Below are 20,799 nucleotides of genomic sequence, written 5' to 3'. Positions count from 1 at the left end.
TCCCCGTGTATTTTGAGATAATTGGAGAAATCGGGGAAATTGAAACAATTGCTATAGGCGGAAAGATCCGGGATATAATGCGGATTCAGAAACAGCATGGTTCCGGCCGATGGCGAAAGCTCAAAGGGCTAGCGAAAATTCGTATGAGGGTGGAAAGGTATGCAGGGCTGAAATGCACTGGTATGAAGCCCACGGCATTGGCAAGAAAAATATGAAAATAAAAAGGATACTGGAGTAAGGCCATGAAAAAAGAAAAGAAAGAAGAGGTGTTTTCACTTTGTGTTGAGAACAAGGATTGTGAGGACTTGGAAAAGCGTAAGATATACTCCGTTCTGCCAGACAAGGGAGCAGAAAAGGATGGATACCTCAGGGTAATAGATGAATCCGGTGATGATTATCTCTATCCCCAATCCTATTTCGTCCTTATACAGTTGCCCTGCGAGGCACAAGAAGCATTAAAAGTAGCAATCTAAGAAGTACTTCTTGATTCAAAGTTTTCAACAGTCATTTGCGCACCTGTTTATGTTGCCATTGATGTATAGTTATCTTCCGAAACCGGCCAATCTTCTTTGGCCTGCCCCCATTTTCTCCCGGGTCTTTTTAAATATTTCGTAAGAGAGAATAACCCTGTCATTTTCATCTATACACTTATTTTCTACAGCCAGTTTCAGTGCCGTTGTAAAAAACTCTTTCATTTCTGCCCCTGATATTTCATCTGTAAGTCTTGCAATTTTTCGTGCGAGGATGTCCGGACTTTCCCCGCGTATTATCTGGCTACCCCTTAATAAATGTTCCAACATTCTTCAATTATCCCCAATCCCACCCTCACCTATACAGCCTTTCTCTCATTCAGCAATTCTGCCAGCTTCATAATTCCTGTCACCTCCTTTTTAAATTGTTGATTATGATACACCTGCGTATAAGTAAAGTCAAGTAAATAATACAGGCATGACATTGTATTCAAAATGCATCCTCCACCTGAGTTAACTTATTATGTCTATCCTTGACTTAAAATACATATTCTTTTATTCTTGCACTTAAGGAGGTGATTGAATATGTCCAAGACCATAGAGGCTATCTTTGAAAACGGTGTTTTTAAACCCCTCCAGAAAGTGGATATAAAGGAACATGAACAAGTTGAGATAAGGGTTATTCCAAAAGGGGAATGGGGAAAAGGGTTTAACCGTCTGATTAATAAGATACATAAAAAGTCCGCTCAATATCCTCCTGAGGAAATAGAAGCCGATATATCCCAGTCTATCAAAGAAGTCAGGGAAGGGAAGCGTGGCCGTTAAGGCTGTTATTGACACCAATATCTGGGTATCATCCCTGCTGAATCCACATGGTTATCCTGCCAAACTCAGAAAGGCCTTTGAGGAAGGACTCATAGAAGTTATCATTTCAGAACCAATACTGGAAGAGATAGCGGATGTCCTTAGTCGTCCTAAGATAAAAAATAAATATGGTGTTACTGAAACTGACATAAGGGAACTCTTAATACTGATAGAGGAACGATCAGATCATGTCCTGGTTTCCGGTGACATCAATATCTGCCGGGACATGGATGATGATCTTATTATAGAAACAGCGATAAAAGGTAAAGCAAAATATCTTGTTAGCAGGGACGATGATGTAAAGATGGATATGGAGGTTACAGAGTTTTTGTCAGGATCAGGTATATCGGTTCTTTCTGTTGCAAAATTCTTAAGACTTATCGGCCAGGACTAAGTAGCGTTAGCCCCAATTGGTATTACCTTGTTATCACCTAAGAAAGCCTTCCTCGAAGCATCCATATCCTGCCTGGTGTTCCCATGTCAGCAGCCCTCTCCTTGGACCTCCAGGGTTTATACATACCCCCCAATCCATATCCCAGTGGTGTTCATTTTTATAGTTGCCTTTATATAAAGGGCGCCACCATTTACATCCCAATGAGCAGTCAGGAAAAGCTTCATCTGTTGTCCACCGTGTTATGCCTCCACCATATTCCTTATAGTCGGTTGGTAATACTCTAACAAAGTAGTCACAGAAACCCATCTCTCGTTATTTCCTTTTAATCAATTCCGCGAAATAAGAAATTATTATAAATAATACATGAGAGAATATTTAATGTCAAGCGAAATATACATGTGTGATATTGTAAATGTGGCCTATTGCGTGTAAAACAAATACCAATGAAGGGAATAGGTCGGCGTTTGAAGAATTTCAGGGAGCAGATGGGGATATCGCAGCTTGAGTTATCCCACAGGAGTGGTATTTCTCAGGCAAGTATTGCGAGGATAGAGTCAGATCTGCAGAGAAATCTTAAGGCAGAGACAATAAGGAAATTGGCGGAGAGTCTTGGGGTATCTGTATCGCGCCTCATCGAAGAACCATCAATTATAAAAGAAGAATTAACTTCTTATGTAACTCCAAAGATGCTTCCTGTAATAAAGTGGAGTAAGTTCAAAGACCTGAAGTCTAAAAGATGGCCTATATTAAAGGAAAACGCAGATTCCACTGAACCATCACTTTCAAGCGATCAGAATGCCTTTTTCCTGATAGCATCTGCCGGTTTGATCAGCTCTCCTGTGGTTAATGAAGGAGACCTCCTTTTGATTGAACCAAACACACATTACAGGGATAGCGAACTTGTCCTCTTTCTGTCACATGAGCTGACAACATTAGGCAGAATATATTGCTATCCCAGAATGACAATCCTGCTCCCATTGACTAAAGAGTCTCCCCCGCATATATTGAAGAAAGAAGATGTAAGAAGGCCTGGTGTTCGAATCCTCCGGGTGAGTGAGATAAGAAAAAAATATTAGAATGCCTTTACTTTTGCACCATTTTCTGTTGTAGTCCCCGGGATCATGAAAATTATCCGTAATTATGATCAATACTCTACGCCGGTCTCAAGGTCTGTAGAGGAGTTAAAGCTTCTATCTGGACAATAGAAGTCAGCTTAAAAAAATAAGGAGGGGTATCCTATGAGCGGTAAGAAATCTGATAGTGGATTAAATGTAGGAGATAAGGCGCCTGACTTCAAGATTCCTGATCATGATGGCAAAGAGGTCGCACTCTCCGGTTTCAGGGGTAAAAAGGTTGTACTGTATTTCTACCCTAAGGATAGTACACCGGGATGTACAAAGGAGGCGTGCTCGTTTCGTGATAGTAATACAGAGATTAAAAAACGTGGTGCCGTTGTAATTGGAGTCAGCGCTGATTCAGTCGGTTCTCATATAAAATTCAGGGATAAATACGATCTCAATTTCCCCCTGCTGAGTGATGCGAATAAAGATGTGGTCCAGGCCTACGGTGTGTGGAAAGAGAAATCTCTTTATGGTCGTAAGTTCATGGGTATTGAACGTACTACGTTTATTATAGATGAAGAGGGCAGGATTAGTCGTATCTTCCCGAAGGTGAAGGTAGATAAACATCTTGAAGAGGTTCTTAAGGTACTATAGTTTTCAATTAGAATTGTTGTTTGAATTCCTGGAACTCCTGTCTCAATGTTTCCAGTTCCTGACGCAGTCTTGTTAATTCCTCCCGGAGTTTTTCGATCCGCTCATCTTCAGCGTTAGTATCGTTAGTATACGATACAGGGTATGAAGCTGTATCAGTGCCGGGAAGTTCTTCTATGTCAGAGAAAAGGTGAGTGTAGCGTTGTTCCTTCATGCCATGCTGACGGGGGAGAAGTTTAACATATCCCATCTCTTCAAGGTTATTCAGAACCTCCTTAGACTCTTCTATTGTATTAAACTTGTAAAGACGTTCCGTCCGTTCCCGTATCTCACCTGCGGTCTGGTGTCCCCGCAGAAACAGGATGCAAAGTATAGCTGCCTCCTTATTTACAAGATTGCGTGCCTTAAGAAAATTGTGAGAGTATTTAGCAACCCGGCTTAAATCGCTCTGCCATGCCAGTTCTTTGCTCTTAAGGCTGTCTAAGGTTCTTAATACAGTTTCTTCACTATAGGAAACTACAGGGTCCCTGTTGGATTTCTGGTTGCATGCATTAACAAGGGCATTTAACGAGAGGGGATAATAATCAGGAGTGGTCATCTCCTTTTCAATAAGGCACCCTATGACACGAACATCTTCTTTAGTAAGCTTTAAGTCTGTCACTGTAATCCCTCCATAATCTGAGATATTACCAGATTGTGTATACAGATGTCATTAAATTTGGGATTTGGTGACGCACAACGTGTTGCGACTGTAATAAAGGGTTAGAATATTTAGGGTTAATATATTTCCCTTGCATTCGCCATTCTACTGTGTTAGGATGTCGTTCAATTGATGAATCGCGAGGCGCGATGTAGCTTACCTATCGTTACCATAACATCACTCCTCAAAAGCAGGGCCATCACAAACTAAAGAAAGAGTTTTGGGCAGGGAAACTTCTTCAGCAGTTTATCAGTGTGACTGATTCAGGATTACCCTTCTGACAGGTTCTTCAAACTATGTGGAAAGACTAATGCTAATATGGTTTACGGACACCGTGTCCATTGGGGATACGTGAGTTTAAGGCCGTGGTATCTTTCCGTTTTTAACAATGTGGGACATTAGTCCCGGAATTTAATCAGGAGAAAAAGAATATGTCGTTTGAAAAAATGGGGCTCAGCCCCGAAATCCTCAAAGCATTACAGACCAAGAAATATGTGGACCCAACACCCATACAAGCCAAGGCCATCCCTATCATTATGCAGGGAAAAGACCTGATCGGCTGCGCACAGACCGGTACCGGAAAGACAGCCGGCTTCACACTCCCTGTACTCAACAGGCTTCAGAAGGGAAAGTCGCCGTCTCTCAGGGCATTGGTCCTTGTCCCAACACGTGAACTGGCTATGCAGGTTCATGAAAGTGTCAAGACCTACGGCAGTAACCTTCGTCTACGTACAGCCCTTGTTTATGGAGGTGTCGGTATATATCCTCAGAAAGAAGCACTGAGACGCGGGGTGGACATTCTTATAGCAACACCTGGAAGATTGATGGACCACATGCGCCAGAGAACAGTTTCATTCAAGAATCTTGAGGTACTCATTATAGATGAGGCAGACCGTATGCTTGACATGGGATTCATTGCCGATATACGGACAATCATTAAGAGCATACCGCAGCAGCGCCAGACACTCCTGTTTTCTGCCACTATGCCCGCAGAGATACAGAGGCTTGCTAACGAGATCCTTAAGCAGCCTGAGGTTGTTGAAGTTGCACGTCAGGGTACTCCTGCATCAGGCGTCAGACAGGTTGTTTATCCAGTGGATGTAACACGCAAGAATGACTTGTTGGTTCATCTCATTGAAAAGGAGCAGATGTCGAGGGTTCTTGTTTTCACAAGGACTAAAAATCGCGCAGAAAAGCTTGCGACACACCTTAACCGCAAAGGCAGTATGGCAGAGGCGATCCATGGCGACAAGAGCCAGAGGGAACGTACTCAGGCATTGCAGGATTTTAAGAATGGCCGTGTACAGGTTCTGGTTGCAACTAATGTTGCTGCCCGCGGACTTGATGTAAAGGAAATCTCTCATGTGGTAAATTATGAAATGCCTGATATCCCTGAGGATTATGTCCACAGGATCGGCAGGACGGCCCGTGCAGAGAAGACAGGAGATGCCATTTCTCTGGTGGCCTCGTGCGAACGTGAAAGCCTTCGCAACATCGAAAGGTATATCGGATCAAAAATTCGCCAGGTTGTAGTGGATGGTTTCGCCAGCAGTGATTTAGGGCAGAAGATAGCTTCCAAGGCTGAGCCGTCTTCTTTTAAGGCAAGGGTCAGACGACCAGGCCAATCAAGACGTCCATCATATAGTGGTTACCCTAAAGGTTAACGTTTCAAATCCCCCCTTACCCCCCTTTACAAAAGGGGGGGTAATATGTAGGGACTCTTCCCTTGCAATTCTCCATGAGAAGTGATAGTTATTTAACTGTAACTACTAAACTAAAAGGAGGATACAATGGCTAAACTACCTTCGCAGTATGTAAGTATAAAAAAGAGGTTCAGGGAATATTCCGATGCAATTGACAATCTCGGTAAGTCTACAAAGGAGATGGGACCGCTTGATGAAAGGACATCACAGCTTCTGCAGCTTGCAGCATCCGCTGCTATAAGATCAGAGGGAGCTGTACATTCTCATGTTAAGAGGGCACTGGATGCAGGGGCAAGTCGTGAAGAGATATATCATTCGCTGATATTACTAACGAGCACAATTGGGTTTCCAACGGTATCTGCTGCCCTGAGCTGGGCTGATGATGTTTTATCTAAACGGAAAAAGTAGAGTATCGTGCCGATATTGATGACCTTGAAAAAAGGCTTCTTTGTAACCCTGATATTACGAGACCATCAATATTAAAATTGACAAAGTTGACCAGTTTCAAGTCACTTCAAAGGACTTCCCTTGGTGAGGTAGACTAAATAAATAGGGACAGCGACTATTTATTGTCGAGACTTGTATTCCCCTTATAATCGGAATATTATATAGTCAGTAAAGGGTGTTCCTCATTTTATGATGATTAATCTATTTATAGTCACGCGATACATGAGACGGCATTGAGCATGTCGACGCTTATTTGGGGTCTGCTATTTGGATCAGTAGGACTTGCCTTCTTTATCTATGGCAAGAAGCAGAAGGCTATTGTCCCTCTATTCTGCGGGGTGTTCCTCATGATATTTCCGTATTTCATTTCCAACACTATTATTCTTGTGGCAATCGGGGTAGTTCTTATAGTTCTTCCATACTTCGTCAGAATCTGAGCAATGCACAATCATAGTTGCTGTATCTTCAAGTCATCATTGTGAGTTTACTCCCTCATCATTTCCCTTTGTGATGCCTCTTTTGCCCTTTTTCAGAATATCCTCTGGATTTTTGTTTATGGTCTTTTTCAGCAATAAAATGTTTCCCTCTGTATTTAGGGCCATTTTCCCTGTAGGCTTTAAATTCGCGGTCCCGGAAAGTGTGAAGCTCGTGTATCCTGTACTTTTGTAACCCTCGTGGCAGAGATTTATATTTGACATGAACCCATGGTCCACCATACCCAGGCGACCAGAACCAGCGGTCATTATGGTAATAATAATAGCGGCCGCTGATAAAGAAGATAGAATATGGAACGCCTATAGCCACATAGACCCCAGGCTGAGACAGGAAAATCATTTCCGGCGGGGCCTGAACGACTACAGCCGGCGGCACAGGGACACCAATGTTGACATTGACATTTACCTCTCCTATAGACTGACTTCCGGTAATAGCGATCAGCAATGTTAAGATGGCCATGCATGATGTTAATCGTTTAACGATATGCTTCATGTTGTTACCCCCTTGAAGAATAATTAATTAATTAATTTGCTCCAACCTGTTTAACAGATAAGGCATTCGCATTTCAATACAGTACATAATAACACATGAAATTATTATAATATACATATGTGAGGAACTCGACGCTTTCTTAAGCGCGATCCGGAACCGGTTAATCCTCGGGCAGAGAGAGTTCCGCGGCAGTCTCGAGACCGGAAGCGATTTCCTGGATAATCCCGAGACGGAGATAAATAGGACGGGTAGCTTTTCGGATCCCGGGAAGCTGCCGGTAGAACCAAACCGCCCCGCCAGCACAGCAGATACCTCCGAACAGCAGGGTTGCCGGTACGCCGATCGCATGAGATAGAAATCCCGCCAGGAGACTCCCGAAAGGTGCCGGGCCCATGAAGGCCATGATAAACAAACTCATGACGCGGCCGCGCTTGTCATCATCCACGATCGTTTGAAGGATGGTGTTGCTTGAGGCCATAAGAACCATGAAACCGCAGGAGGAGACGACCAAAAGCGCGAGGGACAACAACAGCGTATGTGAAAAAGAAAAGGCGATGAGGCCGGCGGCGAAAAGCGCGGACCCTGCAGTAATCACCCGGTCGAGTCCCAATACGGTTTTTCGGCCCATCAGCCAGAATGCGCCGATCAAGGCTCCGGTACCGATAGCCGCCATGAGAAAACCGAGTGTGTGTGGACCTCCGCCTAAAATCTTTCCCGCGAAAATTGGCATGAGCACCGTGTAGGGCAGACCCATAAGGCTCACTAGAGCGAGGAGTCCGATAATAGATCGTATCGGCTTAGACTGTACCACGTATGCGACTCCCTCTTTCAACTGGCTGATCGCGGAGTCAATGCGGCGCGCCGGGGAATGGGCCTTGATTGTCATCGCTAAAAGCGCAGTAATCACCGCGCTGTAGCTCACGGCGTCGAGGAGAAAACACCACCCCTCACCCACCGCCGCTATCAATATCCCGCCGACGGCAGGACCAATCAATCGGGCGAGATTGAACATTGAGGAATTGAGCGCGATAGCGTTGCCCAGATCTTTTTTATCTTCGACCAGTTCTACTACAAAAGCCTGGCGGCAGGGCATGTCAAACGCATTGATCAATCCCTGAAAAACACACAATACCAAAAGCCATGGAATCGTGATCCTGTCAGACAGAGTCAGGAACGCCAGTGCAAACGATTGAACCATGGCCAGGCCCTGTGTCATGATAAGCATTCGATGGCGGCTGTGCCGGTCAACGATTAGACCGGCAAGCGGCGATAGCAAAAACGCCGGCATCTGACCCGAGAACCCTACGACACCCAAAAGCAGCGCAGAACCTGTCAGCCGGTACACCAGCCAGCTCGTTGCGATGTGTGTCATCCAGGTCCCGGTAAGCGAGACGATTTGCCCGAGAAAGAAAAGCCGGTAGTTCCGATAGCGCAAGGCCCGCAAAACAAATTTGAAGTAGTTCAGCCGGGCCGTGGGTTCCGGGGATGAATTCACGATGGTTATTTTCCCTAAAAAAATGTAATGACGTTGCCTGGTTCGGCAGCATATGTTTATAAACCGGAAACCAGACAGGATCAGATCCTGATTGAGTTCGAATAATCAGATTAGCAGCTAATTATTATAGCAAACCCGATAAAAAGCAAGGATGTGTTTATATCGCGTTGAATTCCTTGACTATCAAGGCCTATCTATGATAATTTTACAGGTCTATCATGTACCATCCAACCTTCGAAGAATTCTGTAAAAAGGCGGAGCAGGGGAATCTTATCCCTGTTTATAAAGAGATACTTGCCGACCTTGAAACACCTGTCTCTGCATTCATGAAAATAGATAAGGGTGATTACTCATTCCTCCTTGAGAGTGTCGAGGGTAGGGAGAAATGGGCCCGGTTCAGTTTCCTTGGCAGTAACCCCAGGGTTATAATCAGGGCAGACCACAGGGGGGTAACAAGGGTCAGGGACGGGGTTGTAACGACTAAGGCCTACGAAAACCCGCTCGATGCCGTGAAGGAGGAGATGTCACATTACAAACCTGTTTTGGATGAGAACCTCCCCAGGTTTTTTGGGGGTGCTGTGGGTTACATGACCTATGACATGATCCGGTATTTTGAAGAGGTTGATATAGAAAAGAGGGGTGAGTTTACTCATATCCCTGACCTCTTTTTTGTGCTTACAGATACCATGCTGATATTTGATAATCACCTTCATACGATAAAGGTAGTTCACAATGCCCACATAAAGGATGATGACCTGAAAGGGACATATGAAAAGGCGATACAAAAGATTGATGGTGTCGTAGAAGATCTATGGGGACCGCTAAAGCATAGTCACTATAAGAAGGGTGGTGACCAAGTAAATCTTAAGTGGTCTTCAAATGTAACCAAAGAGGAATTCATCGGGAAGGTGGAAAAAGCTAAGGAATATATCGCTGCAGGAGACATCTTCCAGGTACAGATATCTCAGAGGTTCAGCCTTGATACAAGCTCTAACCCTTTTGATATTTACAGGGCGCTGCGCAGGGTCAATCCGTCTCCATATATGTTTTACCTCAAGTATGGTGATCTGCATGTGGTAGGCAGCTCGCCTGAAGTACTGGTCAGGTTAGAGGGGACTCGTGTTGAGACAAGACCTATAGCCGGTACGAGAAGGCGGGGCAGGAGTCCTGAGGATGATATACGAATGGAGAATGAGCTGTTGTCTGATCCGAAGGAGCGTGCAGAACATATAATGCTTGTTGATCTTGGACGTAACGACATCGGGAGGGTTTGTAAGAAGGGGAGTGTTTCGGTAAATGAACTGATGGTCATTGAGAGATATTCTCATGTGATTCATCTGGTTTCGAATGTGATTGGAGAGATTGATCCCGAGTATGATGGCTTTGATGTGCTGGAGGCATGCTTTCCGGCCGGTACTGTCAGCGGGGCCCCAAAGATCCGCTCAATGGAGATTATAGAAGAGCTTGAATCATCCAACAGGGGGCTTTATGCAGGTTCGGTAGGCTATTTCAGTTTTCAGGGGAACATGGACACATGTATTACAATAAGGACTATCGTCATAAAAGGGAATAAGGCATACCTCCAGGCCGCGGCGGGTATTGTGGCTGATTCGGAGCCTGATAAGGAATATCTTGAGACAACGAATAAGATGAAGGCTATGGTAAAGGCGATTGAGATGGCGGAGAAGGGGCTGGAGTAATGCTTCTCATAATAGATAATTACGACTCATTCACATATAATCTGGTACAGTATCTTGGCGAGATGGGGCAGGAGATGGAGGTCTTCCGGAATGACAAGATAGGTATTGAAGAGATAGAATACATGTCTCCTGAGAGGATCGTGATTTCACCGGGTCCCTGTACTCCTAAAGAGGCCGGGATATCTGTAGAATTGATTCAGACACTTGCAGGCAAGATACCCATACTCGGTGTCTGCCTCGGTCATCAATCAATTGCAGAGGCATTTGGCGGTGATGTGGTAAGGAATTACAGGCTGATGCATGGCAAGACATCCTTGATACGCCACGATGGGAAGACTATATTTTCAGGATTACCTAATCCATTTGAGGCTACAAGGTATCATTCCCTCATAGTTAAAAGGGATACGCTTCCGGCCTGTCTTGAAATAAGCGCTGAGACTGACGAAGGCGAGATTATGGGGATCAGGCATAAGGAGTTTAAGGTAGAAGGGGTGCAGTTCCATCCGGAGTCTATACTGACGACTGTAGGAAAGGATTTGTTGAGGAATTTTATTAAATTATAGGAGCAAAGTTCAGTCACGAACCGTCATGAGCCGCGGGCTCACAAAGGTACATGCAAATAATCCCCCTTAATCCCCCTTTTTCAAAGGGGGAAAGCAGTTACCCCACTTTAGAAAAGGGGGGCAGGGAGGATTTGAAAGGCTATTTCGAGTGAATCTTTATTATTATGATTAAGGAAGCTATTACAAGACTCGTAGATGGAGCAAATTTGAGTGAGTCGGAGTCTGAGGCTGTCATGGAAGAGATCATGACAGGGCAGGCATCTCCTTCTCAGATTGCCTCATATCTGACCGCCCTCAGGATGAAGGGTGAGACTGTAGAAGAGATCACTGGCGCTGCAATAGTGATGCGCAACAAGGCTGCAAGGATCAGGGTTAGCGATCCTGATGCTGTAGATACATGCGGCACCGGCGGAGACCGGCTGCATACATTTAATATTTCAACTACAGCGGCGTTTATTGTAGCAGGGGCAGGGATAACAGTGGCAAAGCATGGGAACCGTTCTGTCTCAAGCATGTGCGGGAGTGCAGATGTGTTGAGGGCGCTTGGCGTTAATATAGACATATCGCCGGCGAGGGTTGATGCCTGCATAAATGAAATAGGGGTCGGTTTTTTATTTGCACCCCTTTATCACCCGGCAATGAAGCATGCAGTGGCCCCGAGACAGGAGATTGGCATCAGGACTATGTTCAATATACTTGGTCCACTCACCAATCCTGCAGGCGCTGCACGTCAGTTGATTGGTGTGTATTCACCGCATCTCACCGAGATCCTGGCACACGTATTAATTAATCTTGGCGCCAGACACTGTCTTGTAGTTCATGGCAGTGACGGCCTTGATGAGATTACAATAACAGGCGAAACGATCGTAAGTGAAGGCAAGGCAGGGGAGGTGCGGACATATACCATCCGGCCTTCTGATTTTGGAATGAGTACAGCATCAGTAGAAGACCTAAGAGGCGGCAGTGCAGAGGAAAATGCCCGCATTGTTCTCCAGATATTAGAGGGTGAGAAAGGGCCAAAGAGGGATGTGGTGCTTTTGAATGCCGCGGCAGGTATACTTGTGTCCGGAAAGGCGGCTGATTTCAATCATGCCATTATTGAGGCTGAGAAGTCTATTGTAGCAGGTGCTGCATTGGCTAAACTTGAAACATTGAAGAAGATGACGAACCAGGGTATTTAGCCCGGTTATATGGCAGTATGTAATTATGGAAGGCTTGTTAGCAAAGATAGTTGAGCGTAAGAAGGAAGGCTTGTCACAGGTTAAGGCCAGGCTGCCTCTAAGGGAGTTAATTCCGAGGCTTCGTGATTTAGAGGCGCCGCGTGATTTTTTTAATGCGGTTTTAAATAGAAGCAATAGCTGCGTAAATCTGATAGCAGAGATTAAAAAGAAATCTCCTGTAAAGGGTGTGCTCATAGAAGACCTGAAGGTGGATGACATTGCTAAACAATATGAAGAGGCCGGGGCGTCCGCAATTTCAGTCATTACAGAGGAAGACTTTTTTTCAGGGAACCCTGAGTATATTGCAGCTGCTAAAAAGGCTGCACAGATCCCTGTGTTGAGGAAGGATTTTTTATTTGATGAGTATCATATATATGAGGCAAGGTATCTTGGAGCGGATGCCTTGCTTCTTATTGCAGCGATATTGGAACCGTCTTCCCTTACTGAATTTATCTCCATGTCATCAGAACTGGGTATGCCTGCACTTGTAGAGGTCCACGACGAGCGGGAGCTTGAGAAGGCACTCAGGGCAGAGGCTCAGATAGTGGGAATAAATAACAGAGACCTTAAAACATTTAATGTTGATATTAATACTACACTGAGGATAATTAAAGAGATACCTCGTGATAAGGTGATCGTAAGCGAGAGCGGGATTTACTCTAACGATGATATCAGGGTATTGGGAGATGCGGGGGTTCATGCAGTCCTTGTGGGAGAATCAATAGTAACCGCAAAGGATGTTGGTGAAAAGATTAAGGAACTTTTAGGGAGTTAAATGGAAAATATGGTCAAAGTAAAAATATGCGGGATAACTAATTTAGAAGATGCTCTGGCAGCGGCTGATGCAGGGGCTGATGCAATCGGTTTTGTCTTCTATCCTGAAAGCCCGAGATTTATTGACCCCGGAAAGGCCCGTGCTATAATAGCCAGACTGCCGGTATTTATTACAACGGTAGGAATCTTTGTAGATGAGAGCGAGGAACTTATAAGACGTGTCATTCGAGAAGGTGGTATCCAGGTATTGCAGTTCCACGGATCAGAATCACCAATACTATGTACAAGGTTCAGGGAGAAGGTTATAAAGGCAATCAGGATCAAGGATGAAGAGAGCATCAAAGAAATGCAGATGTATGATGTTAATACCTTTCTTCTTGATACCAAGGTAGATGGGACCATGGGGGGGACAGGAAAGACCTTCAACTGGAAATATGCTGAGATGGCTAAAGAATATGGCAGGATTATCCTGTCAGGTGGACTTAATGCCTCTAATGTTGGAGATGCTGTCAGGTTGATACAACCTTATGGTGTTGATGTCTCAAGCGGTGTAGAGATTCGCCCGGGGGAGAAAGACCATCACAAGATAATTGAGTTTGTGAGAGAGGCAAAAAAACTATATGCTTCCGGATAATAACGGTCACTTTGGAATATATGGCGGGAAGTTTGTTCCTGAGACACTCATGCCGGCATTGCAGGAGCTGGAAGAGGTATATCTAACGGCCAAGGATGATCCTGCATTTAAGGACGAGCTCGACTATTATTTTAAGAAGTTTGTAGGCCGCCCGACACCTCTGTTTTTTGCAGAGAGGCTGACCAAACAGCTAAAGGGGGCTAAGATATACCTTAAGCGTGAAGACCTCTGCCATACAGGAGCTCATAAGATTAACAATACGATCGGACAGGCTTTATTAACCAGACGTATGGGAAAGGGCCGTATAATTGCTGAGACAGGCGCAGGTCAGCATGGCGTTGCAACTGCTACTGTTGCTGCAATGTTCGGGCTCGAGTGCGAGATATACATGGGGACTGAAGATATGGAACGGCAGTCGCTCAATGTCTTCAGGATGAGGCTCCTGGGGGCAAAGGTGATACCTGTTGATAACGGGAGCAAGACTCTTAAAGATGCGATAAGTGAGGCGATGAGGGACTGGACTACTAACGTGAGGACAACGCATTATATACTTGGTTCTGTACTTGGGGCACATCCATTCCCAATGATGATAAGGGATTTCCAGTCTGTTATAGGGACGGAGGCAAGGGATCAGATCATCGCTGCTGAAGGAAGACTGCCTGACTATCTTGTGGCCTGTGTTGGCGGGGGAAGCAATGCGATAGGTCTCTTCTACCGGTTCATTGACGACCCATCCGTGAAAATGATTGGCGTTGAGGCAGGGGGGCTTGGCATTAAGACCGGAAAGCATGCGGCGAGATTTGCAACTGGATCAGTCGGCGCGTTTCAGGGTACGATGACTTATCTCCTGCAGGATAAGGATGGCCAGATCAAGGTTACCCATTCAGTCTCTGCAGGACTTGATTATTCAGCGGTCGGACCTGAACACAGTTATTACAGAGATGCAGAAAGGATCAAATATACATATGCCACGGATAAGGAGGCCCTCAGTGCATTTTCTCTGCTGAGTGAGATAGAGGGGATAATGCCGGCGTTGGAGAGTTCACACGCAATTTCATATGTGACAAAGCTTGCACCAACGCTGTCTGAAGATAACATTATTATAGTGAATCTGTCCGGCCGTGGTGATAAGGACGTTCAACAGGTGGCGGAAATTCTGGGCAGCAGGTAAGGCAAGATGGGCAGAATAGAAGATACATTTACAAGACTGAAATCAGGAAATGAGAAGGCCCTCATTACCTATATCATGGCTGGTGATCCGGACCTTGACACAACAGGGGCCCTGATCGAGACCATTGAGAGGGCAGGTGCCGATATACTGGAGCTTGGAGTCCCATTTTCAGATCCGGTTGCAGACGGTCCAACGATCCAGCGGGCGTCTGATCGTGCCCTCAAGTCCGGGACTACGCTTAAAAAGGTCATCTCTCTTGTCAAAAAGACAAGGAAAAAGGTTACTGTTCCAATTATTGTTATGACGTATTACAATATCATATTGCAATACGGGATAGAAAGATTTCCGGCAGAAGCTGTCTCTGCCGGCATAGATGGAGTTATAATACCGGATCTTCCTCCTGAGGAGGCAGAAGAGTTTATCAGGTATGCGAGAGAAGCAGGTCTTGACACTGTGTTCCTTCTTGCGCCAACAAGTACTGAAGAGAGGATAAAGAAGGTTACATCGGTCTCTTCCGGTTTTGTATATTATGTGTCCATGACAGGTATTACAGGAGGGAAACTCGCTAATTTTAACGAGATTAAGGATAAGGTTTCAGAGATACAAAGGCACACCGGCCTGCCTGTGGCAGTAGGTTTTGGCATCTCCCGTCCTGAGGAGGCGAGGAAGATTTCCCGCTGGGCAGACGGCGTAATAGTGGGGAGTGCTGTTGTCAGGCTTATTGAGGAAAATATTGGGAAGAAGCAATTATTGTCCAGGACAGGTAGTTTCGTAAAGTCCTTAAAAAAGGGGATAAATGGCCTGGTTTAAGAAAGAAGATAAGAAGATCAAGATACCGGAAGGGCTCTGGATAAAGTGTAACTATTGCCGGGAGATCATCTACAGGAAAGAAGTAGAAAAAAGCTCCATGGTCTGTCCCAAGTGTAAGTATCACTTTTACATATCAGTTGAAGATCGTATAGCCCTGATAATTGATGATGGCAGCTTCAAAGAGATGGACGGATCTATCTACTCCCTGGACCCATTGGAATTTAAAGATTCAGTGAAATATAAAGACAGGATTAAGAACTATCAGAAGTCTACAGGTTATGCTGATGCATTTATCTATGGAGAGGGTAAGATAAATGAACTGCCTGTAATAGTTGGGATATTTAATTTCAAGTTTATGGGCGGGAGCATGGGTTCTGTTGTTGGAGAAAAGATATTGCGTGCAGCAGAGACTTCTATGAATACAAAGTTTCCCCTCATAATAGTCTCTGCCTCCGGCGGGGCGAGGATGCAGGAGGGAATACTCTCGCTAATGCAGATGGCGAAGACCAGCGCGGCCTTATCGCGCCTCTCTGAAATGGGGATACCGTATATCTCGATATTGACTGATCCGACTTTCGGAGGGGTTACCGCAAGCTTTGCCATGCTGGGAGATATAATAATTGCTGAGCCTAAGGCCCTTATCGGCTTTGCCGGACCCAGGGTTGTTGAACAAACTATAAAACAGCAGCTGCCTGATGGTTTCCAGCGTGCAGAATTCCTGCTTGAGCATGGAATGATAGATATGATAGTAGAGAGGAAAAAACTTAAAGATACTTTATCAAAGGTTATAACCTTCTTCAGCCCGTCTTAAAAGTGAGAGATGAACGAGTTATCTTATTTATATTCTCTCCAGCAGTTTGGAATAAAATTAGGCCTCTCAAATATCAAAGCGTTATGTGACATCCTGGATAATCCGCAGGATAAAATTAAGACTATACATATAGGCGGGACTAACGGAAAAGGATCCACGGCTGCAATCATTTCAACTATCCTGCAGAAGGCCGGATACAAAACGGGTCTTTACACCTCACCTCATTTGACTGCATTTTCTGAACGGATAAGGATCAATAATGTTCCTATACCAGGGGAACGGACATCCGCCCTCATCCGGCATATAAAGGAATGTATAAGTGAAATGGAAATTGCCCCTACATTTTTTGAGTTTACGACAGCCATGGCACTTCAGTATTTTGCAGAGGAGGGTGTGGACATTGCAATAATGGAGGTTGGTATGGGCGGGAGGCTGGACGCAACAAATATAATCGTCCCGCTGCTATCGGTTATCACGAATATTGAATATGATCATACTGAATATCTTGGCAAGACTCTGGAAGAGATCGCTGCAGAGAAATGCGGAATAATAAAGCAGGGTGTTTCACTGATTTCGTCAGAAAGACGGCCGGGCATTGCTTCTGTCATAGAAGAAATTGCTTTGGGAGCAGGAAGTCAGGCATATCTATATTGCAGGGATTTTGTTGCTGAACCGGTTGAAATCGGCCGGAATCAGAGCAAATTCTTCTATAGCGGCCGTAAATATAAGCGTTTATTTCTTGAAACGGCACTCCTCGGACGACACCAGATGTTAAATATGGGGACAGCCCTGTATGCTGCAGAACTATTATCTGAGATGGGATTTAATTTGACGGTAGAGAATTTAACGGCTGGTGTTCGTGATGTTGTGTGGCCCGGAAGGCTTGAGACATTGGCAGGCCGCCCTGGATTTCTGCTTGATGGCGCCCACAATCATTCTGCTTCCATTGTCCTGCGGGCGTTTATTGAGGATGTCTTAAAGGGTGACAGACATATAAACAAGGTAGTCATGATATTCGGCGCCCTGAGGGATAAGGATGTTAGTTCTATGTTGCAGGAGTTGATACCCTGTGTAACAGACATAATATTAACAATGCCTGATACAGACAGGGGTCTACCGGTGGACGAACTCATGGAGATTGCAGCTGAGTCAGGAAGGAACTTCCGTGCCTTCAGTACACTATCTGATGCCATATCTGCTGCCAGGGGCATTACATCTGACTCTGATATTGTACTCATTACAGGATCCTTATATCTTGTAGGTGAGGCTCGCACTCTTCTTTCGGGCAGATTGGTTAGTAGATGACAAGATGAAAAAGTGGACTCCCGCCCTTTTCATATTCATTTGTTTTATTTGTCTGGCAGTGTCACATTCGCATGCGGAGGTTCCGGAAACAAGGATAACAGCTGACACACTGACATATGCCGATGGTATTTATACGGCTGAAGGTAATGTGGTTATACACTATGCAAACAGGGTTCTCAGATCTTCTAAGGTTATTCTGGATAATAACAGTGGTGAGTTAAGTGCATCGGGTAATGTAGAGCTTGAGGATGGGGATAACCGGTTATCATCTGAGAATCTTTACATTAATATGAGAACATCATACACAAGCATTGAAAATGGCAAGCTGTTCATTAAAGAGGACAATTACCATATAGAAGGAGACAAGATAGAAAGGTTGTCTCAAGACAGGTTCAGGATCAGGAAGGCAAAATTTACCACATGTGATGGTGATAACCCCTGCTGGAGGTTTGAAGGAAATAATATAAATATACGTTTGAATCACTTTTTTACTGCCCGGAATGTCTTAATGTCTGTGAAGAATTTCCCTGTCCTGTATATCCCGTATATTGTACTTCCTATTGTTCAGGAGAGGCAGACGGGATTGTTAATACCCAGGATTGGCTATAATACAGGCGAGGGACTGAAGTTAAACAATGCATTCTACTGGGCCATATCCGAGAGTAAGGATGCCACGATATACTCAGATTATTACAGTAAGAAAGGTTGGGGGGGAGGACTGGAATACCGTTATCTTTATAGTAAAGATACAGGCGGCCAGTTTAACGGTTATTATCTGAATGATAACCAGTTGAATAGAGACCGATGGGATATTAAATATCAGCACCGGCAGGTAATTGCTGATAATTTTACTGCAAAGCTACGTGTAAATCACCTCAATGATAAGACACTTTACAAGGACATAAGTGAAGATATTGGTGAGCGCCTTCAGAGGACTCAGGATTCAGACCTTTATGTAAGCAGGAGGTGGGATCATCTTTCCTCGCACCTGTGGGCACAGTATACACAGAATCTTGATCCGGCGGGTAATAGTACAGGTATATATCAAAGGCTGCCAGAGGTCAGTGTAAATGTTATTGATACGAGGGTTGGAGGACTGCCGGTTTTTTATAATCTGACATCATCTGCCTCGAGGTGGGAGGAAGAAGATACGGGGCTTACAAGATTGTTTATAGCGCCTGCCTTGTCAGCACGATTTGCCCACAAAGGAGTTGTCTTCATACCCAAGGCAGGGATAGAGCAGGTGTCTTACTACTATGACGGTGATACTGACCCTGTACATTCAAATCTATATGAACTTGGCGCATCTCTTTCTACCAAGTTCTTCAGGTCATTCAGCACAGGTAATGGTGAGTTGCTGCACTTTATAGAGCCGGTTTTATCTTATGAATATGCAGATGGGGACAAACCGGAGGCAGGTGGTAAGAAGCTTGATCTGGTGGAAGAAAGTGGTAAAAAAAATGCAGTATCATTTACTATTATTAACAGGGTGGTATCCTTACACAGTGTCAGGAAGTATGAGCCATTTAACTTACGATTGACTCAACTATATTATATTAACCCGGATGGTCCTGAAAATTCGGGAAAGAGGTTCTCTGATACAAGGATTGAGGCTGTCTTAAGGCCGTATGAATCCGTCTCTGTGGATGCCGATACTATGTATAACCATGATAAGGGAGATTTCAGCTCTTTTAACACAGACTTGAAAATAACCGGAGGCAGTAGTTATTTAAATGCAGGGTATAGATATTCCAGAGATTATTCAATAGATTTTATAACGGCAGAGGCCGGCATAGTGATGGACAGTATCAGCAATTCAATAGCTCTATGGTATGATAATAACGACCATGTTATGAGAGAAACGAATTATACACTTAAGTATATCGGTCAGTGCTGGGGAGTATCATTTTCATACAAATACAGGCCTGATGAAGAGCAATACAGTGTGCTTCTGAATCTAAAGGGGGTTGGCTCAGTGGGTCGGATTTAAATGCGCCTTCTCCTGATTTCCACCTCTGTCAGTCTTTCCCAAAGATAGTTCTGAGGATATTATAAACAAATAAATAAGCCCCTGCCGCATAACATAAGGCTGCTGCGATAAAAAGTGTGCGTACAGCAGGTGTCAGGTGGAAACGTGACAGCGGCCATGCAATCATGAGGCCGATGAGACCGGCGTTGGCAAGTACAACGTGTGTATTAGCAAGCCGTTCGCTGAACAGCACCTTCCCGGTGAAGCGTGGAAGTACGTGATAAGCGACAGCAAATACCATCATCGAAAGCCAGCCCAAAAGGTTAATATGGGCATGCACAGCCATGAATCCCCCGATGGCACCCGGGTGAATGGTGAGACTTACGCCAATCGTGACTCCAATGACCAGATAAATAAGACTGGCTACAAGAAATATTTGTGTCGCTTTTCCCAAGGGCATACCTCCTAAAATATAAAGGCCCTGAGATAACGCCCAGGGCCTCTATTTGATTAATCATGTTACTACTTGGTTATTTCTTCAAGCTTTTTATATATGCGATAACATCATCAATGTCGCCTGCCTTCAGTGTCTTGGCAAAACCTACCATTGCGGTGCCGGGTCTTCCTTCAGTAATACTCTTATGAAGTCTTGCATCATCAATACCCTTCATCTCTGTTGCGCTTGTGAAATTCCTTGGCTTTGGATTCATGGTAGCTGCTGCCGGTCCCATACCATCACCCTTATCTCCGTGGCATACTACACAGTTTGCTGTAAATACTTTTTTCCCATTTGCCGGATCTGCTGCGAAACCCTGGGCAGTATACATGGTAAGGCCGAATGCTGCAACAGCGATTGATGCAACTGCAATTTTGGCTAATCTTGACATTTCTTGAAACCTCCTGATTAAGTGTGGTTAAGTTATACTACTGAATCACTCAGCGCCGCTAATTTATGGCGCATTACTTTGATGGCTATTAAGTGGCTGCTGCCGTTTCCCACCTCCCCTCCATGTAAGAATAGCAGATGACTATAATTTTATGTTTAACTTGAATGCTATATTTGTAAAATA

At 44.7% G+C, this 20,799-nt stretch carries 24 protein-coding genes and 1 pseudogene; 19 read left to right on the top strand and 6 right to left on the bottom strand.

Annotated features, from left to right (window positions below):
• The first annotated feature begins 5 nt into the window (after positions 1–5).
• Positions 6–238 (top strand): annotated as a pseudogene (locus IT392_00865) (hypothetical protein).
• 4 nt (positions 239–242) lie between these two features.
• Positions 243–473 carry a hypothetical protein gene (locus IT392_00860; GenBank protein MCC6543038.1) on the top strand — a complete coding sequence of 77 codons (231 nt, stop codon included), beginning with the start codon at positions 243–245 and terminating at the stop codon, positions 471–473.
• 69 nt (positions 474–542) lie between these two features.
• On the opposite strand, the gene IT392_00855 is transcribed toward IT392_00860, so the two are convergent.
• Positions 543–800 (bottom strand): hypothetical protein, encoded by a 258-nt coding sequence (locus IT392_00855; GenBank protein MCC6543037.1) that lies wholly within the window; start codon positions 798–800, stop codon positions 543–545.
• A gap of 255 nt (positions 801–1,055) precedes the next feature.
• On the opposite strand from IT392_00855, the gene IT392_00850 reads away from it, so the two are divergent.
• The 4 genes from IT392_00850 to bcp all read left to right on the top strand — a co-directional run bounded on the left by IT392_00850 (position 1,056) and on the right by bcp (position 3,443).
• Complete coding sequence (locus IT392_00850) at positions 1,056–1,295, top strand: antitoxin family protein (GenBank protein MCC6543036.1); 240 nt, start codon at positions 1,056–1,058, stop codon at positions 1,293–1,295.
• Complete coding sequence (locus tag IT392_00845) at positions 1,285–1,728, top strand: putative toxin-antitoxin system toxin component, PIN family (GenBank protein ID MCC6543035.1); 444 nt, start codon at positions 1,285–1,287, stop codon at positions 1,726–1,728. The genes IT392_00850 and IT392_00845 overlap by 11 nt, the downstream gene beginning before the upstream one ends.
• 422 nt (positions 1,729–2,150) lie before the next feature.
• A complete protein-coding gene (locus IT392_00840; GenBank protein MCC6543034.1) occupies positions 2,151–2,804 on the top strand; it encodes a helix-turn-helix transcriptional regulator in 654 nt (217 codons plus the stop codon).
• 162 nt (positions 2,805–2,966) lie between these two features.
• Complete coding sequence (gene bcp / locus IT392_00835) at positions 2,967–3,443, top strand: thioredoxin-dependent thiol peroxidase (protein ID MCC6543033.1); 477 nt, start codon at positions 2,967–2,969, stop codon at positions 3,441–3,443.
• Between the two features lie 7 nt (positions 3,444–3,450).
• Here bcp and IT392_00830 read toward each other — a convergent pair whose 3' ends face one another.
• Positions 3,451–4,101 carry a YceH family protein gene (locus tag IT392_00830; protein MCC6543032.1) on the bottom strand — a complete coding sequence of 217 codons (651 nt, stop codon included), beginning with the start codon at positions 4,099–4,101 and terminating at the stop codon, positions 3,451–3,453.
• Positions 4,102–4,571: 470 nt separating this feature from the next.
• On the opposite strand from IT392_00830, the gene IT392_00825 reads away from it, so the two are divergent.
• The 3 genes from IT392_00825 to IT392_00815 all read left to right on the top strand — a co-directional run bounded on the left by IT392_00825 (position 4,572) and on the right by IT392_00815 (position 6,727).
• A complete protein-coding gene (locus IT392_00825) occupies positions 4,572–5,804 on the top strand; it encodes a DEAD/DEAH box helicase (protein MCC6543031.1) in 1,233 nt (410 codons plus the stop codon).
• Between the two features lie 126 nt (positions 5,805–5,930).
• The gene (locus IT392_00820; protein ID MCC6543030.1) at positions 5,931–6,251 is read left to right on the top strand and encodes a carboxymuconolactone decarboxylase family protein; all 321 of its coding nucleotides are present in this window, start codon (positions 5,931–5,933) and stop codon (positions 6,249–6,251) included.
• A 272-nt stretch (positions 6,252–6,523) separates the two neighbouring features.
• Entirely contained in the window at positions 6,524–6,727 is a 204-nt protein-coding gene (locus tag IT392_00815; GenBank protein ID MCC6543029.1) for a hypothetical protein, read from the top strand.
• Between the two features lie 58 nt (positions 6,728–6,785).
• On the opposite strand, the gene IT392_00810 is transcribed toward IT392_00815, so the two are convergent.
• Positions 6,786–7,277: a hypothetical protein gene (locus tag IT392_00810; GenBank protein ID MCC6543028.1), complete on the bottom strand. Its 492-nt coding sequence runs from the start codon at positions 7,275–7,277 to the stop codon at positions 6,786–6,788.
• A gap of 160 nt (positions 7,278–7,437) precedes the next feature.
• Positions 7,438–8,772 (bottom strand): MFS transporter, encoded by a 1,335-nt coding sequence (locus IT392_00805; protein ID MCC6543027.1) that lies wholly within the window; start codon positions 8,770–8,772, stop codon positions 7,438–7,440.
• 218 nt (positions 8,773–8,990) lie between these two features.
• Between IT392_00805 and trpE the strand changes: the two genes are divergently transcribed.
• From trpE to IT392_00755, 10 genes are all read left to right on the top strand, one after another.
• Positions 8,991–10,472 carry an anthranilate synthase component I gene (gene trpE, locus IT392_00800; protein ID MCC6543026.1) on the top strand — a complete coding sequence of 494 codons (1,482 nt, stop codon included), beginning with the start codon at positions 8,991–8,993 and terminating at the stop codon, positions 10,470–10,472.
• On the top strand, positions 10,472–11,035 hold the full coding sequence (pabA, locus tag IT392_00795; protein MCC6543025.1) for an aminodeoxychorismate/anthranilate synthase component II: 564 nt from the start codon (positions 10,472–10,474) through the stop codon (positions 11,033–11,035). The genes trpE and pabA overlap by 1 nt, the downstream gene beginning before the upstream one ends.
• A gap of 164 nt (positions 11,036–11,199) precedes the next feature.
• Entirely contained in the window at positions 11,200–12,216 is a 1,017-nt protein-coding gene (gene trpD / locus IT392_00790; GenBank protein ID MCC6543024.1) for an anthranilate phosphoribosyltransferase, read from the top strand.
• A 25-nt stretch (positions 12,217–12,241) separates the two neighbouring features.
• Entirely contained in the window at positions 12,242–13,030 is a 789-nt protein-coding gene (trpC, locus tag IT392_00785) for an indole-3-glycerol phosphate synthase TrpC (GenBank protein ID MCC6543023.1), read from the top strand.
• Positions 13,031–13,039: 9 nt separating this feature from the next.
• Positions 13,040–13,663, top strand: coding sequence for a phosphoribosylanthranilate isomerase (locus IT392_00780; GenBank protein MCC6543022.1), 624 nt, complete (start codon positions 13,040–13,042; stop codon positions 13,661–13,663).
• Positions 13,650–14,834: a tryptophan synthase subunit beta gene (trpB, locus tag IT392_00775; protein ID MCC6543021.1), complete on the top strand. Its 1,185-nt coding sequence runs from the start codon at positions 13,650–13,652 to the stop codon at positions 14,832–14,834. Before IT392_00780 ends, trpB begins: the two co-directional genes overlap by 14 nt.
• 6 nt (positions 14,835–14,840) lie before the next feature.
• Positions 14,841–15,644, top strand: a complete 804-nt coding sequence (locus IT392_00770; GenBank protein ID MCC6543020.1) for a tryptophan synthase subunit alpha — start codon at positions 14,841–14,843, stop codon at positions 15,642–15,644.
• The gene (locus IT392_00765; protein MCC6543019.1) at positions 15,631–16,455 is read left to right on the top strand and encodes an acetyl-CoA carboxylase carboxyltransferase subunit beta; all 825 of its coding nucleotides are present in this window, start codon (positions 15,631–15,633) and stop codon (positions 16,453–16,455) included. The genes IT392_00770 and IT392_00765 overlap by 14 nt, the downstream gene beginning before the upstream one ends.
• Positions 16,456–16,464: 9 nt before the next feature.
• The gene (locus IT392_00760; protein MCC6543018.1) at positions 16,465–17,760 is read left to right on the top strand and encodes a bifunctional folylpolyglutamate synthase/dihydrofolate synthase; all 1,296 of its coding nucleotides are present in this window, start codon (positions 16,465–16,467) and stop codon (positions 17,758–17,760) included.
• A 4-nt stretch (positions 17,761–17,764) separates the two neighbouring features.
• Positions 17,765–19,750, top strand: coding sequence for an LPS-assembly protein LptD (locus IT392_00755; GenBank protein ID MCC6543017.1), 1,986 nt, complete (start codon positions 17,765–17,767; stop codon positions 19,748–19,750).
• A gap of 28 nt (positions 19,751–19,778) precedes the next feature.
• On the opposite strand, the gene IT392_00750 is transcribed toward IT392_00755, so the two are convergent.
• Both IT392_00750 and IT392_00745 read right to left on the bottom strand, forming a co-directional pair.
• Complete coding sequence (locus IT392_00750) at positions 19,779–20,183, bottom strand: hypothetical protein (GenBank protein ID MCC6543016.1); 405 nt, start codon at positions 20,181–20,183, stop codon at positions 19,779–19,781.
• 76 nt (positions 20,184–20,259) lie between these two features.
• Positions 20,260–20,616: a cytochrome c gene (locus IT392_00745; GenBank protein MCC6543015.1), complete on the bottom strand. Its 357-nt coding sequence runs from the start codon at positions 20,614–20,616 to the stop codon at positions 20,260–20,262.
• Positions 20,617–20,799: the final 183 nt, after the last annotated feature.

This window comes from Nitrospirota bacterium, assembly GCA_020846775.1.
Lineage (GTDB): Bacteria > Nitrospirota > 9FT-COMBO-42-15 > HDB-SIOI813 > HDB-SIOI813 > RBG-16-43-11.
This window is presented reverse-complemented; position numbering and strand designations above follow the sequence as displayed.